General features: G+C 39.2%; 12 protein-coding genes. All 12 read left to right on the top strand.

The window, feature by feature from the left end; genetic code table 11:
- Nucleotides 1–667: 667 nt before the first annotated feature.
- The 12 genes from QZ076_RS16015 to QZ076_RS15960 all read left to right on the top strand — a co-directional run bounded on the left by QZ076_RS16015 (nucleotide 668) and on the right by QZ076_RS15960 (nucleotide 17,569).
- The gene (locus tag QZ076_RS16015; protein WP_293714693.1) at nucleotides 668–1,795 is read left to right on the top strand and encodes an MraY family glycosyltransferase; all 1,128 of its coding nucleotides are present in this window, start codon (nucleotides 668–670) and stop codon (nucleotides 1,793–1,795) included.
- A gap of 17 nt (nucleotides 1,796–1,812) precedes the next feature.
- Complete coding sequence (gene wecC / locus QZ076_RS16010; RefSeq protein ID WP_293714692.1) at nucleotides 1,813–3,021, top strand: UDP-N-acetyl-D-mannosamine dehydrogenase; 1,209 nt, start codon at nucleotides 1,813–1,815, stop codon at nucleotides 3,019–3,021.
- A gap of 42 nt (nucleotides 3,022–3,063) precedes the next feature.
- Complete coding sequence (locus QZ076_RS16005) at nucleotides 3,064–4,176, top strand: glycosyltransferase (protein ID WP_293714691.1); 1,113 nt, start codon at nucleotides 3,064–3,066, stop codon at nucleotides 4,174–4,176.
- 326 nt (nucleotides 4,177–4,502) lie between these two features.
- Nucleotides 4,503–5,231, top strand: coding sequence for a hypothetical protein (locus tag QZ076_RS16000; RefSeq protein WP_293714690.1), 729 nt, complete (start codon nucleotides 4,503–4,505; stop codon nucleotides 5,229–5,231).
- Between the two features lie 925 nt (nucleotides 5,232–6,156).
- On the top strand, nucleotides 6,157–6,696 hold the full coding sequence (locus QZ076_RS15995) for a hypothetical protein (RefSeq protein WP_293714689.1): 540 nt from the start codon (nucleotides 6,157–6,159) through the stop codon (nucleotides 6,694–6,696).
- A complete protein-coding gene (wzx, locus tag QZ076_RS15990) occupies nucleotides 6,693–8,108 on the top strand; it encodes an O-unit flippase-like protein (RefSeq protein WP_293714688.1) in 1,416 nt (471 codons plus the stop codon). The genes QZ076_RS15995 and wzx overlap by 4 nt, the downstream gene beginning before the upstream one ends.
- A 2-nt stretch (nucleotides 8,109–8,110) precedes the next feature.
- Nucleotides 8,111–9,094, top strand: coding sequence for a glycosyltransferase family 4 protein (locus tag QZ076_RS15985; protein ID WP_293714687.1), 984 nt, complete (start codon nucleotides 8,111–8,113; stop codon nucleotides 9,092–9,094).
- A 3-nt stretch (nucleotides 9,095–9,097) separates the two neighbouring features.
- Nucleotides 9,098–11,218, top strand: coding sequence for a bi-domain-containing oxidoreductase (locus QZ076_RS15980; protein WP_293714686.1), 2,121 nt, complete (start codon nucleotides 9,098–9,100; stop codon nucleotides 11,216–11,218).
- Between the two features lie 6 nt (nucleotides 11,219–11,224).
- Nucleotides 11,225–12,829 (top strand): alginate lyase family protein, encoded by a 1,605-nt coding sequence (locus tag QZ076_RS15975; protein ID WP_293714685.1) that lies wholly within the window; start codon nucleotides 11,225–11,227, stop codon nucleotides 12,827–12,829.
- Nucleotides 12,826–14,037 carry a glycosyltransferase family 4 protein gene (locus tag QZ076_RS15970; protein ID WP_293714684.1) on the top strand — a complete coding sequence of 404 codons (1,212 nt, stop codon included), beginning with the start codon at nucleotides 12,826–12,828 and terminating at the stop codon, nucleotides 14,035–14,037. Before QZ076_RS15975 ends, QZ076_RS15970 begins: the two co-directional genes overlap by 4 nt.
- Nucleotides 14,034–15,194 (top strand): UDP-N-acetylglucosamine 2-epimerase (non-hydrolyzing), encoded by a 1,161-nt coding sequence (gene wecB / locus QZ076_RS15965; RefSeq protein WP_293714683.1) that lies wholly within the window; start codon nucleotides 14,034–14,036, stop codon nucleotides 15,192–15,194. Before QZ076_RS15970 ends, wecB begins: the two co-directional genes overlap by 4 nt.
- Nucleotides 15,191–17,569, top strand: a complete 2,379-nt coding sequence (locus tag QZ076_RS15960; protein WP_293714682.1) for an SLBB domain-containing protein — start codon at nucleotides 15,191–15,193, stop codon at nucleotides 17,567–17,569. Before wecB ends, QZ076_RS15960 begins: the two co-directional genes overlap by 4 nt.

Genomic DNA, 17,569 nt, shown 5'->3' with positions numbered 1-17,569 from the left:
CTACACCAATTATTAAATGGGGCTTTTACCTTTTATTCCTAATGCGTTTGCCCTGAACATATAGATTACAAATACGAAATGCATAGAATACAAATATGCAATGCTGGCCTTACTTTTAAGTAAAGTTTGTATTTCATTTTTAATATGAAGGAGAAAAAGAATTAATTCTCACAGGTTACGATCTTAATTACAGTATGATTAAGAACTAACAGTAACGGGATAGTAATCTTAACCAGGTATTGTATATTCAAATAACAAACCTCAACGATAACCTAACAGATAAATCTGCTCGTAAAAAACACTAAACAATTGTTTCTGTAAAGTAAATATTCCACACTTTTCTTATCTCAAAAAAGTCGTCTTTAACGACAAAATACAATCATTTGTATAGCCGAATTATCAGGCGTTGACAATCATCACTTACTTTCCATACCTCTTCAAAAGTGTTGAATTTCAGCGTTAAAATAGAGTAATAACCTTTTAAGTGATGAACGTTTTCAGAAGCATTCTGTTTATATACACAGCTAAACAAAAGACACATACCTTCCAAGGGAAACGCCCCCTCAATCAGAAATCCAGGTATGTTTGTTATGAGCAAAATTATTCCCCGACAGTCCCATTTACTGTGACTGACGAACATTGTCGTATAACTTAACTTACAACGCAAATGATATATCTCTTGATTTTATTAGCTTTTATAATATCAATAGTCTTTTCTATGCTGATAATACCACGTATCCTGATCGTGGCATTAACGAAAAGACTCTTCGATATGCCTAATGAGCGGAAAATACATACAGGAGCCATTCCCCGTCTTGGAGGAATATCATTTGCCCCGACTATTTTATTCTCATTGGCATTTGTTTCTGCCATCTCTTACATGGGGTATCTATATGGTTTTAAAATACCTAAAGATATTACCCCCCATATCACTCCCGACCTCTATCTACTGACTTGCGGGTTGATCGTTCTTTACCTGGCCGGTATCAAAGACGATTTAATAGGCTTGCGGTACCATACCAAGTTTATCGTACAAATACTTGCCGCCACCCTACTCCCCCTTTCCGGATTATGGATCAACAATTTTTACGGATTATTCGGTATTCATGAACTGGCACCGTGGATAGGAATGCCGCTCACAATCTTCGCTATTGTATTTATTACCAATGCAATAAACCTAATAGACGGTATCGACGGACTTGCATCCGGATTAAGCGGGGCTGCCCTGCTTATATTGGGATCTTTGTTTCTGCACAATCATATGTGGGCGTATGCCATGCTATCTTTCTCGACCTTGGGTGTACTAATCCCTTTTTTCTACTATAATGTATTCGGACAGGCAGAACATGGACGAAAGATATTTATGGGAGACACGGGAAGCCTGACTTTAGGATACATCCTGGCATTTCTCTGCATCCGCTTCGCTGTATATAATCCGGATGTGGCGCCCTATTCGACCAGTGCCATTTTGATATCTTTCTCTACACTGATCGTTCCGATGTTTGATGTGATCCGGGTTATGTTGATCCGGTTCCGCAGAAGGAAAAGCCTGTTCTCACCAGACAGAAACCATATTCATCACAAATTTCTGGAGATGGGCTTTTCACCGCACAAAGCATTACTTTATATTCTGGGGATCTCATGGATATTCAGTAGCCTGAATATCATACTTGTTCCCTTTGTTAATATCAATATCCTCTTTATAGGCGATATAGTAGTCTGGACGGTATTGAACATCTGCCTGGATAAAATGCATCGCAGAAAAAAAGTCATCAATGAAAAGAAAATTATTTAAAAGACTGAACTAAAAGTATGAAAGCATGTTTTATGGGGCTTGGCTACATAGGCCTGCCCACAGCAATAATAGCAGCCGGCAACGGCATCGATGTAGTTGGTGTAGACATCAACCCGCAGGTTGTAGATATGACCAATAAAGGACAGATACATATCGTAGAGCTTGGATTGCAGGAGTTATGCCAGCAGGTAGTAGCAGCCGGTCATCTGAAAGCCTCGGTTAAACCGGAGGTCAGCGACGTATACCTGATTGTTGTACCGACACCTTTCAAAGGAAATCATGAACCGGATATCTCTTATGTCGAGACCGCAACACGTTCCGTTATTCCTCTTCTGAAAGAGAACGATCTGTTTATTATAGAATCGACCTCTCCGGTAGGGACGACGAATAAAATGACAGAACTGATTTTTACCATTCGTCCAGAGCTGAAGGACAAGATATACATCGCCTACTGTCCGGAACGTGTATTACCGGGTAATGTAATCTATGAGTTAGTACATAACGACCGGGTGATCGGTGGTATCGATCCTGCATCAACGGAAAAAGCAATAGAGTTCTACAGTCGTTTTGTAAAAGGGACATTACATAAGACGAATGCTAAAACAGCTGAGATGTGTAAGTTAACGGAGAACTCTTCCCGTGACGTACAGATCGCTTTTGCCAATGAGTTGTCGCTGATATGCGACAAAGCAGGGATCAATGTATGGGAACTGGTAGAACTGGCCAACAAACATCCGCGGGTAAAGATTCTTCAACCGGGTGCCGGTGTTGGTGGACATTGTATCGCTGTCGACCCTTATTTCATCACGGCAGAATTCCCTTATGAATCACAGCTGATAGCCAAAGCACGTGAGATTAACAACTACAAAGCTTTCTGGTGTGCAGAAAAGATAGAAAACGCCATGCTCAAATTTGAATTGCAACATCATCGTAAACCGATTGTCGCCATGATGGGCTTGGCCTTCAAACCGAATATCGACGATTTACGGGAATCACCGGCCAAATATATTACCACGAAAGTGATACAAGGCCATAACAATGCCGACATTCTGGTTGTGGAGCCAAACGTCGAAGTACACAAGGTATTTAAACTTACCGATTACAAAGAAGCATACGAAAAAGCGGATATCGTAGCATTGATGGTGGCACATAAGGAGTTTAAAGAGTTGCCTTACAGGGAAGATAAGGTGATATTGGATTTTTGTGGGATATTCAAAAAGGCATAATTTATTGAAGGTATGCAACATAAGAAGAAAATACTGTTAATAATGAAGCATGATATTACTCTTTATCCACCGGTAATATCATTATGTAATATTTTGGTCACGCTGGGATACGAAGTTTTGTACATCGGAGCTTGTTCCAGTATGCACGTCAAGCAGTCATTACAATCACTGGGCGTTAAATTATACATACAAGATCAATATCATGGCAATGCTTTAAAGCGGTTTACCCAACAACTCACATTCAGAAAAAGAGTAAAAAAGATTATCGAAAAGGAATATTCAGAGAATACCTATCTATGGTTTATCCATTTTGAAACAGCCCTCCTGTTCATAAAATCATTTGATACTCATAGATGTATAGCTCATTTACTTGAATTCAGGGATGCAGACTTAAATTTCGGATATAAACTTCTTACCGGATTTTGCGATTACAAAGCCAAACTGGCAAAAGCCCGGAAGATTATTTGCTGTGAATATAATCGTGCACATATTACACAAGCATTATTCTGTCTGAAAGAGTTACCGGTAGTGTTGCCAAACAAACCCTTTCAAATACAAAGCGGCAATGAATCGGAGGAAGTCCCGGCAATAGTAACGACTTTAAAAAAGCAGTACAAAAATAAGAAAATCATTCTGTACCAGGGTGCATTTCAACCGGAAAGACAGTTAGATAAATTCTTTGAGGCAATAGGCAAACTTCCGGATGAATATGTATTCTTTTTAATGGGTTCAAGTAATGATTATCAAAAAAACCTTAAAGAGAAGTACGAAAATCAAAGAAATATATTCGTTCCGTTTCTCCCTCCTCCTCTTCATCTCTATATAACAGAAATGGCCCATATAGGAATATTGGCATATAATTCATTAGGCAAAAATATCGGACAAATGATCAATGTGTTATACTGCGCCCCCAATAAAATATATGAGTATTCCAAATTCGGGATACCTATGATAGCCAATGATCTTCCGGCCTTAAAATTTGCTTTTACAGAAAACAAAGCAGGGATCGCCCTCCCCGACCCACTTACAGCACAGAGCATTATATCAACAATAAAAACAATAGATTCCGACTATTCAAAGTATAAGGAAGAATCTAAAAGACTATACAATAACATTGATATGGTACAAATTGTAGAAAATATCATCGAATCATGAGACTTGTCATTTTTGATACAATATTCCCTGTTGGACATAAAGACCTAAATTCAAAATTAATCGACCTTTTATCCCGTTTTGCAGATTTGACTGTACTAAACAAAGCTGGATACTACACGAATAAATACCCCTCAAACGTAAAGATTTGCACCAACAAACTATTGCTACCATTAAGCTGTAATATCTTTTTGAATCAATGCTATCAGGTATGGAATTTTCTTATGGGGTTTCTTAGTGTATTATTTGTTAAGTACGATAAGATATTATTTTTCACATTCGATACTGTTGGTTTTGCAATTGGCCGTTTTCTCTTTTTCAGAAAAGATATGTATCTATTTCATCACAGGAATACAGCTGAACTCGAGAATCGTTATAAAAAAAAGATATTCCTTTCTTATGCCAACTCTGTAAATCATATTGTTTTTACAGACTTTATAAAAGACTATTTGGTAAATGAACTGCACATATCACCACATAGAGTTTTCGTATTACCGCATCCGCTGATTTTACCGGAACGGGAGGATACACAAATAAACAGTTGCAGCAATACATTTGTCGGGTTAGGTTATGCTAATGACGAGCAATTAATAAAAAGAATTGTCGAAAAAGAATCCAAAGAACATCTTTTAGAAAAGAATGGAATCAAACTGATCCTGAGATCAAAAGAATGGAACTATGACAGTAATACCATCAAAATATTAAAAGGACATTTACAAAGAGAAGAATACGACCGTTATTTTTATTCAGCCAAAGCGATCCTGGCCCTATATCCCGAATCTTATAAAAACAGGATGTCCGGAGCAATCATGGATGCTTTCAATCATAAAAAGACAGTCATAGGCACAAAGGTTCCCATCGTGAGTTATTTTTCTGATAATTATCCGACATCATGCAAACTCATCGCATCTGCTGATGAACTGTTCGATATATTGATCGGATTCCAGACACCGGAAAAAGAACAAATGAAGAAAGAACTTGATTTATTTACTGAACGACATTCGGATAAGGTTGTTATGCACAAATTGGAAGAAATATTCGATGACAAAAACAAATAAAAATAGTTTTGATTTGAAGTTAATACTATTTATTATTGTATTATATACAATCCACATCGTAATCATAAATATACCCTTACTATCAGGCTCTTTCGGATTATTGGAGTTTCTAGCTGCCATATATCTTTTCATCAGAAAGAAAATAGCCTATCTACTGATATATTTACTGATCGTTATATCAGGAACTTTCGATGTTCCGGCTTTTGTTACCGGGACTGTAGGATCGGTAGTATATACTTTTTTATTTTTACCTGTCGTAAAAGGATACCTATTCTATCTCTTGATATGTCTGCCAGGGATCTATATTTTTCCCAAATTAAGACGCCTAAAACACCTGAAGATTGAATATAAACAGACTTATACCCTACTAAAATGGGCTTGCTGGATTCCTGTTATTGGATTTATGATGGGGCTTACCGGTATCCTGATTAATGACAATAACATAACACATATCGATTGGTCCTCTTATTTTGTTAAAGACCTGATTACAATCACTTCTTTATCCCTATTTGTCATTTATTTCTGCTACCAGTTATTGACTGATGACAAATTTTATTTATTGCTAAGGAAAGCTATGATTGCTATTCTTATCAGCCTCCCGATCTGCGCAATAGTAAGCATACTGTTGAAATTAAACGGTTGGTATGGTACCGAAGAAATATTACTTGTTCCTCTAACTCTGTTTTTTGCTCCTTTAATCATCTGCTTCGCCTTTTACAAAGAATACGACATGAAGTGGACCGCCATATTTATTTTCCTGATTTGTATAGTATTACAATTTAAGTTTTCTAATGCATTAGGAGGTAAATCCTGGTTGTCTATCCTGTATTTACTTCTTGCTATTTTTATTATTACATACCAACGAGGGAAAAAGAAGATTCTGTTATTCACAATGTTTTGTATCCTAGGAGTATCTGGGATAACAATGAATTATATACAAAATAAAGCCAGTTCAGGAGATAGCCTATCTTCGGGAAAACTAACGCAAGCAGTTCTGCTCCTATCTGTTGTAGACCCAGAATGGTATATAAATATCCCTTCCTCCCCGAAACAAAGAATAGAAGAGTTTCTCAATATCATAGAAGAATATAAACTCAAACCCTTATATCTTATCGAAGGAAAAGGATTTGCAGGAAGTATCAAAGATCACAGAAACAGCTTCGGGAGTTATCTGATCGACTCTTTTTCAGAAGATCAGTATTCTAACAACTCCTTTATCATTCTTCACGAAACAGTCAATACAATTTTCTTAAAATTCGGATTATTGGGGTTGATATGTTTAATTATAATACTGAAGCGCGGCGTACAAACATTCCGCTATTCCCCCTGGGGGATTATAGGGTGCCTATGGCTACTTTTCTTTTTCGGATATTCTATCTCTCTGGGAATATTCGGAGTATCCGCATTGACATTATCATGCTATGATGCAGATAAAAACAAACTAAACAGCAAAAAGAAAATATGAATAAACAAATAAAGATATCGAACAAAGATCTTATATGGAATTATCTGGGATACGGATGGTCGTTGGGTATCAATATTATCTTATTACCCATCGTTTTACATTTCCTACAACCTCAAGAACTTGGGCTTTGGTATGTATTTCTTAGTATAGGAACTTTTGTCTCTTTGTTTGATTTCGGTTTTGCACCCCAAATGGCCCGGCAGATCACATATAGTTTTTCTGGTGCATCCTCATTACAAAAAACAGGCTTATCCACAGCCCCGGTTGTAGAAGAGATTAATTATTCATTATTTTCAAATCTTATAAAGACAGCACAGTTAATCTATCTTCTGATTGCCAGCCTTGTACTTATCATTTTACTAATCGGAGGAACCTATTATGTTATATATATATCAGGAGAATTGTTTAGCTGGAAAATATTATTGGCATGGTTCTGTTATTCCGTCGCATGTTTTATCAATCTCTATTTTTCATACTATAATGCAATTTTCAGAGGACTGGGAAACTTTGTTGCACTTAGTAAAGCGACAGTTTTTTCTAAAATGGCCCAACTTTGTGTTGCAGGTATCGGGCTGTATTACGGACAAGGACTTTTGTCTGTTTCAGCAGCCTATCTTATCAGCGGAGTTATTTTCCGACTATTGTTGATCCGTAGTTTTAATATATATCGCCAGTTGATCGCGACAGAAAAAAGAACAGACAAACAAAATGTAATTAAGAATTTTAAAATTATATGGCATAATGCCTGGCGTGACGGAATAGTCATGCTTTCCAGATACTTCACTTCTCAATCAAATACAATTATCTGTTCCTTATATCTTGGATTAGCTGAAACGGCCAGTTATGCTTTATCCATCCAGATAATAACCATAGTATCATCTTTTTCAACAATTTATTATTCAACAAATCAACCGGCATTGACAGAGGCGAATTTACATAGAGATTTAAAAAGGAAAAGATTCATCTTTGCAAGATCATGGGTCGTTTTTATTTTTGCATTCCTCTTTTTATCAATAGGCGTCATTGCTGCCGGATTCCCTCTACTAAAAATATTGGGAGCGAAAACCCAGATAAATTTATGGATTTACCTGGCACTTTCCATCTATTTGTTTCTTGAAGCCAACCAATCGCTTTTTGCATCTTACATCTCGACAGGGAATATATTGCCTTATACCTTCCCATATCTTATTTCATCTGTTCTCTCTCTGCTCTTATCTGTCATTATCATAAAAACGACTTCATGGGGTATCTGGGGATTGATAGTCTCTCCGTTCATCGTGCAATTGGCTTATAATAACTGGAGGTGGCCCCAATACGTTTTAAGGGATCTGCATATCTCACTTAAAAACTTATTTACAATCGGAGTAAGAGGATTATATAAATCATTAAAACAACAATATAATAATATATAGAAATGAAGATATGTTTCTTTTGCAAAATAAAAGATCGAAAACTCCTTGAAACAGTCGAGTTTTACAAACAGGATATTGATATTCTGAAAAAGATCGACCCCAACTTAACAATAGCAACCAACTATTCAGAAATAGACTGGAATGCCGATATTATCTTTATCTGGTGGTGGACATATGCATTCTTCCCCACTCTTATGGCAAAAATAAAAAGAAAAAAAACATACATAACAGGAACCTATAACTACAAATGCCCGGAAGCAGACAGAGACTATTTCAGACGTCCATACTGGCAACGGTTATTACTGAAACTGGCAACTCGGCTTACAAATAAAAATATCTTCGTTTCCAAACATGAATACGAACAAATACGGAAGGATTGGAAATTAACTAACACAATATACAGTCCTCATGGTATAGATACAAAAAAATATAGTCCGTTACCTCATCGCTCCAATGATTTTCTATTTACTATTTGCTGGATGGAAAAAGAAAATATTAAACGGAAATGTATCCTGGAAATAATAGATGCTATCCATCTGTTAATAGACAAACATCCTGAGATCAAATTATATATTGCCGGACATAAAGGGAATGCATCCAGCTATGTCGAAAATTATATCAGCAAACTGGATTTACAAAAGAATATATTCCTGATCGGCGAGATATCGGCCGAAGAAAAAATCAATTATCTCCGAAACTGCAGGATATATTTGCAACCCTCCAGATACGAAGGTTTCGGTCTTGCCATAGCAGAAGCGATGAGTTGCGGTGCACCTGTCATAACAAGCGCGGTCGGTGAAGTGCCGGTTGTTGTGAAAGATGCAGCCATATTGGTCGTTCCGGAACCGGAAAATATAGCGAAAGCTATAGAAGAGCTACTGAATCAAGATACAAGCCGGTTAAGCCGATATGCTTGGGAACGTATCGAAAAGAACTTTCCGCTTTGCAGGAGAGAAAATGAAATTATATACAATATAAATCATTAAACAATGAAACAAATAATTCAAGATCTAAAAACAGGAGCAACTATCCTTGAAGAAGTCCCGGTTCCACAAGTCAAGCCTGGCTATATTCTGATCAAAACAACACATACACTGGTTTCTTTGGGAACCGAACGTATGTTGGTCGAATTTGGGAAAGCAAACCTGATCGATAAGGCACGCCAACAACCGGACAAAGTAAAACAGGTATTGGATAAAATAAAAACGGACGGTTTGCAACCAACCCTTGAGGCTGTATTTAATAAACTCGGGCAACCATTACCTCTGGGGTATTGTAATGTTGGAAAAGTTATTGCCGTAGGAAAAGGAGTAACCGAATTTATGATAGGTGACCGGGTTGCTTCCAACGGACATCATGCTGAATTTGTATGTGTCCCTAAAAATCTGGTAGCCCGGATACCGGATAACGTCTCAGATGAAGAGGCTGTTTTTACCGTAATAGGTTCCATCGGCCTGCAAGGAATACGTTTATTAAATCCTCAACTAGGAGAAACAATCGTTGTTATTGGCTTGGGACTGATCGGGCTGGTTACGGCACAACTGTTAAAAGCAAACGGATGCAAAGTAATCGGCATTGACTATGACCGACAAAAAGTAAACTTGGCTAACGAGCTGGGGATACAAGCAATCAGTCCTGAAGAAGGAACAAATCCTGTCAAGTTTGTACTGGAACAAACAGAGTATATCGGTGCTGACGGGATATTAATAACAGCCTCCAGCAAGAGCAATGATGTCATTCACGAAGCTTGCGAAATGTCCAGAAAACGGGGCCGGATCATTCTCGTTGGCGTCATCGGGTTAAATATGCGCAGAGATGATTTCTATAAGAAAGAATTATCATTCCAGGTTTCCTGTTCGTATGGCCCCGGTCGATACGATGAAAATTACGAAAATAAAGGTCAGGATTATCCATTACCTTACGTCAGATGGACAGAAAAACGAAACTTTAAAACCATCCTTCAGACTATTTCATCAGGTACATTAAACGTCAGACCGCTGATAACCGAAGAAGTCGACCTGAACCAATACGAAGAAATTTATGGAGATATGCGAAAAAAAGGTTCCATTGCCTCCATTCTTCGTTTCCCTGAAATATCAAAAATAGAGACTACGATATCTGTCGGTAGTCATGGCTTCAGAGCCGGGAAAGGAGTAATTGGTATTATTGGTGCAGGCAACTTTACATCTTCCACAATTATTCCTGCCCTAAACAAAGTAAATGCCAATATCAAATATATAGCCAGTGCCCAGGGTTTATCTGCAAAAATACTCGCAAAAAAGGCTCATGCAGAATATGCAACATCCGATTACAATGTGATACTTGAAGATCCGGAAGTTGATTTGGTGATTGTATCGACACGACATAACCTACATGCACCAATGGTTATTGAAACATTGAAAATAGGGAAAAGTGTATTTGTAGAAAAACCTCTGTGTCTGAACACAGTAGAAATGGATGCCATAATAGAAGCTATTAAAGAAAACCCTGAACAAGTAACACTGACCGTTGGTTTCAATCGTCGCTTTTCCCCTTTTGCAGAAAAGATGAAAGAGCTTGCAGGCAATGGTCCTAAAAATATTATCGCAACAATGAATGCTGGATTCATTCCGGCAGACTCTTGGGTACACGATGTCGATACAGGTGGCGGCCGTATTATAGGGGAAGCTTGTCATTTCATTGATCTTTGTTCTTTTCTGGCCGACAGCGATGTTACCGCCGTATGTATGAATGCTATGGGAGTCAATCCACAGGAAAATACAGACAATGCAAGCATCCTGTTACAGTACGCCAACGGGACTAATGCTGTAATCAACTACTTCGCCAACGGTTCCAAATCGTATGCCAAAGAACGGATCGAAGTGTTCTCACAAGAACACGTACTGATATTGGATAACTGGAGAAAATTAGAAGGTTACGGTATAAAAGGATTTTCCTCTATGAAAGGAAATATGGATAAAGGACATAAGCGACAGTTCGAATTACTGAACGAACGGATAAAAAATGGAGGTAACCCACTAATACCTTTCGATAGCATCATCAACACTACCCGGACATCTTTCGGATGCATCACCAGTATGAAAGAGAACCGTTGGGTTACAATTGAATAAATCTATATGGATTTAAGACTTTATTATTATACGCTTAGGCATCTGAAACTACGGCAGATCTTACATCAGATTCAACATAAGATCAGGCTGTATCCTATCCGGGATAAGAGATTTATTAAGGGGTCTCCTATTCATAAAACCGGTTTTATCCTCGAACTTATGCCTTATATAGAAAAACCTAACAGCTATTCAGGGGAGAAGAGCTTTACATTTCTAAATCTGAAGGCTGATTTTATTGGATGGGAGGATAAGCGACAAGGAGCACTATGGCTCTATAACCTGAATTATATGGATTTTCTTTTACAAAAGAAAATCACTTTCGAAGACGTATCTTACTGGATAAATTTGTTCATAGACACACTTCCCCAAAATCGATCAGGAATGGAACCCTATCCAATTTCACTTAGAGGTATAAATTGGATCAAATGTATTTCCCACAACCAAGAACTTATCCCAATAACAGAACAACAAAAATGGGACAGTGCATTATACTCCCAATATCTCAGTTTATATAGTAACCTCGAATTCCATCTTTTGGGTAATCATCTCCTTGAAAATGCTTATTCTCTTTTATGGGGAGGGCTTTATTTCCGGGAAGATAAATTTTATGAGAAAGCAGTCTGGCTGTTGACGAAAGAGCTCAATGAGCAAATTCTTCCGGATGGGGCTCATTATGAACTGAGCCCGATGTATCACGAAATACTTCTGGACCGGTTACTGGATTGCATCAATGCTTTAAAATACAATTATCGTTTTGAAGGACAAGAGAGTGTTATTGCTTTTCTGGAAGAAAAAGCGCGGCTTATGCTTAGCTGGTTACATGCTATTATCTATAAAGACGGAACAATTCCTTTATTGAATGATTCCGCCTACGGGATCGCTCCTTCCGCCAGGGATTTATTCGCCTATGCTAAACGACTGGGAATCGAATGGTCTGCTCATAAATTAAAAGAAAGCGGATATCGGAAATTTGTATCCGATAGATTTGAAATGATTATGGATGTCGGAAATATCGGTCCTGATTATATTCCGGGGCATGCCCATGCCGATACATTTAATTATGAACTTCGCATTGACGGAAAGCCTTTCATCATCGATTCCGGCATTTCTACTTATGAAAAAAATAGCCGCAGACAATACGAACGTGAAACGCATGCCCATAATACCGTCCAAGTAGATGGAAAAAGTTCCAGTAAAGTATGGGGAGGTTTCCGGGTTGCACAACGAGCAAAGATATCTAGCTTAAAAGAAGACAAATTCTGTATTACGGCAAGTCATAATGGTTTCAGAAAAACAGGAATCAGTCATCAACGGATATTTAACACGAATGATGAAGAGATCATGATTTGCGATTCTCTTCTACCTATATCCGGAAAAAACGGGATCACCATGATTCATCTTCATCCCGATATAAGAATCATATCCGTCAATAATGACTCTATAAAAACCAATCTGGCAATCTTCAAGTTTTACGGAACAGATGAAATATGGATAGAAGACTGTGAAGTAGCTTTCGAATATAATAAGCGAGTCGCCGCAAAAAAAATATGTATAGCATTCACGAACCAAATGCAATACACTCTTAACAAATTAAGAATAGAACACGAATGAAAATTTTATTTTTAACAGACAACTTTCCTCCGGAAGTAAATGCACCCGCTACGCGTACTTACGAACATTGCAAAGAATGGGGTCAGCAAGGAGCAGAAGTCACAGTTGTCACCTGCGCCCCCAATTTTCCACAGGGGAAAGTATATAAAGGATACAGTAATAAATTATATCAACATGAGACGATGGATGGCATTCATGTTATTCGTGTATGGAGTTATATCACCGCCAACGAAGGATTTCTGAAACGTACACTTGACTACATAAGCTTTTCTGTATCTGCATTCTTCGCCGGTCTCTTTCAACAGGCTGACATTATCATTGCAACATCCCCTCAATTCTTCACGGCCCTCTCAGGACGCACATTAGCTTTCTGGAAAAGAAAGCCTTGGATCATGGAGGTACGCGATCTTTGGCCGGAATCAATCAAGACAGTCGGGGCGATGAAAGATAATCCAATCATCCGTTATTTCGAGTGGGAAGAAAAAAGATGTTACCGGTCGGCAGATAAAATCGTCGTCGTGACCGACTCCTTCAAAAAAAAACTGGAAGAAAAAGGTATTGAGTCTCCTAAGATAGAAGTAATAAAGAATGGAGTAGATCAGACCAGGTTTACCCCCGTCAAGAAAGATGAAAAGTTGATCGAAGAATTAGACCTGAAAAGGAAAAAGGTGATCGGATATATCGGCACACATGGCATGGCACATAAACTGGATTTTATTCTGCAATGTGCCGCCAACATGGACGGTAAAAATAATTACCATTTCCTTCTGATCGGAACCGGGGCGGAAAAAAAGAATTTACTAAAACTAAAAGAGCAATTAAATATAAAAAATGTAACCATGCTCGATCCGGTTTCCAAACAAGATGTAAAACGTTATATATCCATCCTCGATATCGCCTTGATAAACCTGCGTAAATCCGATTTGTTTACCACTGTGATTCCTTCTAAAATATTCGAAAATGCAGGTATGGAGATTCCGATTCTCATGGGCGTAGATGGAGAAGCCCGCCAGATACTAGAATCTTATCAGGCCGGATTGTTCTTTGAACCGGAGTCAGAAGAAGATTTTAACAGGAAACTTCATTTGCTTCTATCCAACCCTACCTTATACAAGCAATGTAAAGAAGGATGTCGGAAATTGGCTCACGACTTCGACCGTAAAATACTCGCCAAACGAATGTTACATATAATAAAAGAAACAATATGAAAAAGATTATGCTAGTCTTCGGCACTCGTCCCGAAGCGATAAAAATGGCTCCTCTGGTAAAGGAGTTTCAAAAAGACACCGACAATTTTCAAACCATCGTTTGTGTCACCGGACAACATCGTGAAATGCTGGACCAGGTGCTTCATATATTTGACATCCATCCCGACTATGACCTCAACATCATGAAGCAAGGACAGGATCTGTATGACGTAACAGCCCGTGTCCTTACCGGGATGAGAGATGTTCTACAGGAAGTCCAGCCCAATCTGGTACTGGTACATGGTGATACAACCACTTCTACAGCCGCAGCTCTAGCCGCCTTCTATCAACAGATCCCTGTCGGACATATAGAAGCAGGATTGCGGACTCATAATATATACAGTCCCTGGCCGGAAGAAATGAACCGTCAAATGACCGGGAGAATTGCAACTTATCACTTCTCTCCAACTTCTTTAAGCAAAAAAAATTTGCAGGCAGAAGGGATCGCAGAAGAACGGATCACAGTAACAGGCAATACCGTTATAGACGCTTTGTATCACGTAGTCAGTCAAATAAAAAACAAGGACAATTTACGCCAACAACTTACTAATGAACTGGAAAGAGCAGGTTATAAAATAAATCGACTGTCAGAACAAAGTAACCGGAAATTGGTTTTAATAACAGGCCATCGCAGGGAAAACTTCGGAGAAGGTTTTATAGCCATGTGTAAGGCTATTAAAACACTGGCACTGAAATATCCTGAAACAGATTTTGTTTATCCGATGCATCTGAATCCGAACGTTCGGAGACCCATACAGGAAGTATTCGGAGATACGCATCTCCCGAATATGTTCTTTATAGAACCGTTAGAATACCTTCCGTTTGTCTATCTGATGGAACTGTCGACAATCGTCCTAACCGATAGTGGCGGTATCCAGGAAGAGGCCCCCGGATTGGGTAAACCGGTATTGGTTATGCGAGATACAACCGAACGCCCGGAAGCGTTAAACGCCGGAACTGTAAAACTGGTAGGTGCTGATTTCATAAAAATATTGGATGAGACTTCCCGGTTATTGGAAGATCAGAATCAATATGATCAAATGAGTAAAGCCGTTAACCCCTATGGGGATGGACTGGCCTGCCAAAGAATTGTAACACAAATAAGAAAGATTTTATGAAAACTTTGAGCCGATACATTTTCTTTGTTTTATGTCTCTTTATACCAGTCGTCACTTTCGCCCAAATACCGCAAGAGCTATTGGATAAAGCAAAAGCCGCAGGTATGACGGAAGAACAGATTCAACAGGAGATGAGAAAACGCCTGGAACAACAGCATTCTAATCAACCTGTCATTTCTGCTGCCGAACATCCGGTTACGGACAGGATTACAATCGATACAGAGATACCCCCACTGGAGTTACAACGCGAAAACAATACTCCGCAGGATAGTAGCAAGAACCTCGTATTCGGTCGTGAAATATTCTCAAATAAAAATCTGTCTTTCGAGCCGAACCTAAACATGCCTACCCCCAGAAACTACCCGCTATCTGCCGGTGACGAATTACAAATCAACGTATGGGGAGACTCTGAGTTAAATCTGCAACTAACCGTATCACCCGACGGTACAATTATTATACCGAATGTAGGTCCTGTACCTATAAGCGGCCTGACCGTCGAACAGGCGGAAAACCGTATCAGGCAGGAACTGGGAAAGATCATGACAAACCTGGTGGATGGAAGCGAACCGAACACCTTCGTTTCCGTCGGACTAGGGAAGATACGCAGCATTAAGGTTAATATCGTAGGCGAAGCAGTTACCCCCGGAACGTATACCCTTCCTTCACTGGCCAGTTTATTCAACGCCTTATATGCAGCCGGAGGAGTCAATGATATCGGTTCCTTACGCAACATACGGGTATACCGCAATAATAAAGAAATTGCCAACCTGGATGTGTACGACTATCTGCTGAAAGGTAAATACGATACGAATATCCGCCTGGAAGATAATGATATGATTATCATCGAACCTTACGACCAGTTGGTCAACACCAAAGGGAAAGTAAAACGTAACCGTACATTCGAACTTCGTAAAGGCGAAACTTTAAGTGATTTATTAAAGATGGCAGGAGGATTTACCGGAGATGCTTTTACCGAAGACGTCACGATCAAACGAAAGTCTGGTTCACGCTATCAGATCGCTACTATTACGGAAGAAGAGTTCCCAACCTTTATCCTTCATGACGGCGACTCCCTGTTGGTAGACTCCGTTATCCCTTTCTATGACAACCGGCTCACAATAACCGGAGCCGTATGGCGTCCCGGCGAATATGAGTTAAGTCCGCGAGTACATACCGTCAAACAACTGATCAACCAGGCTGCCGGACTAAAAGGAGACGAATTTATCGGAAGAGCCCATATCACCCGGTTGAACCCGGATTTTACCAGTACAGTAATAGCCATCGACGTTCAGGATATCCTGAACGAAAAAGCCCCTGATATTGAATTACAGAAAGAGGACAAACTACATATCCCTTCTCTCTTCGAGCTACGGGAACCTTATACCATCAAAGTAGGCGGAGCAGTTAATTATCCCGACACAGTCCTTCCTTTCAGTAAAAATATGACGGTTGAAGATGCAGTTATACTGGCAGGTGGCTTGCAAGAGTCAGCCTCTACAATCAATGTGGAAGTGGCACGGCGTATAAAAGATCCGACAGCCGACAAAAGCACAAACCAGATATCCAGGATATATACAGTTTCATTGAACAATGATCTGAAATTATCCGGATCGCATACGGATACACTCTTCACGCTGGAACCTTTCGATGATGTATTCGTACGCTTCTCCCCTGGTTATGAAAAACAGCAGGTTGTTAAAGTAAACGGTGAAGTAACTTTCACCGGTGATTATGCATTGCCTACCAAAAACACCCGGCTAAGTAATATCATAGCCCAATCCGGAGGCGTTACCAAAGATGCCTATGTGAAAGGAGCCAGTTTGAAACGCCAGTTAACACGAGATGAAATGCGTCAAGTAGAGACTTTATTGCATCTAAGCAGCAATAATAGGCAAAGTAAAGACTCCATCGCCCTATCGCTTGCTAACATAAAAGATTATTCGGTCGGCATCGACCTGGAGCAGGCATTGGCACATCCTGGAAGTACACACGACCTGGTACTCCGCGACGGAGATGCAATCTATATACCTCAGCTACAAAGTACTGTAAAGGTGAGTGGTTCTGTTACCTATCCTAACAGCATCACTTATACAAAAGGAGCCTCCGTACGTGACTGCCTTTCACAGGCCGGAGGGTATAACGATATTGCCCGCAAATACCCGATCGTTATTTATATGAACGGTAAAGTGGCCACTACACGCAGGGTCGGTATCTTCTTTAAGCGTTATCCTAAAGTCGAACCGGGATGTGAAATCGTCGTACCTTCTAAAACACAACGCGACAGACGGTCGAATCTGGCTGAAATACTAAGTATAGCGAGCTCGACAACCTCTATGGCCGCCATGGTTACTTCAATAATAAATAATTTAAAATAA

This window comes from uncultured Parabacteroides sp., assembly GCF_905196875.1.
GTDB lineage: Bacteria > Bacteroidota > Bacteroidia > Bacteroidales > Tannerellaceae > Parabacteroides.
Note: the sequence above shows the minus strand (reverse complement) of the source record. Positions and strands in the feature narration are given on the sequence as shown.

Coding starts and splice junctions, on each gene's coding strand:
- QZ076_RS16015 (WP_293714693.1), top strand. CDS start 668: ATGATATATCTCTTGATTTTATTAGCTTTTATAATATCAATAGTCTTT.
- wecC (WP_293714692.1), top strand. CDS start 1,813: ATGAAAGCATGTTTTATGGGGCTTGGCTACATAGGCCTGCCCACAGCA.
- QZ076_RS16005 (WP_293714691.1), top strand. CDS start 3,064: ATGAAGCATGATATTACTCTTTATCCACCGGTAATATCATTATGTAAT.
- QZ076_RS16000 (WP_293714690.1), top strand. CDS start 4,503: ATGTATCTATTTCATCACAGGAATACAGCTGAACTCGAGAATCGTTAT.
- QZ076_RS15995 (WP_293714689.1), top strand. CDS start 6,157: ATGAATTATATACAAAATAAAGCCAGTTCAGGAGATAGCCTATCTTCG.
- wzx (WP_293714688.1), top strand. CDS start 6,693: ATGAATAAACAAATAAAGATATCGAACAAAGATCTTATATGGAATTAT.
- QZ076_RS15985 (WP_293714687.1), top strand. CDS start 8,111: ATGAAGATATGTTTCTTTTGCAAAATAAAAGATCGAAAACTCCTTGAA.
- QZ076_RS15980 (WP_293714686.1), top strand. CDS start 9,098: ATGAAACAAATAATTCAAGATCTAAAAACAGGAGCAACTATCCTTGAA.
- QZ076_RS15975 (WP_293714685.1), top strand. CDS start 11,225: ATGGATTTAAGACTTTATTATTATACGCTTAGGCATCTGAAACTACGG.
- QZ076_RS15970 (WP_293714684.1), top strand. CDS start 12,826: ATGAAAATTTTATTTTTAACAGACAACTTTCCTCCGGAAGTAAATGCA.
- wecB (WP_293714683.1), top strand. CDS start 14,034: ATGAAAAAGATTATGCTAGTCTTCGGCACTCGTCCCGAAGCGATAAAA.
- QZ076_RS15960 (WP_293714682.1), top strand. CDS start 15,191: ATGAAAACTTTGAGCCGATACATTTTCTTTGTTTTATGTCTCTTTATA.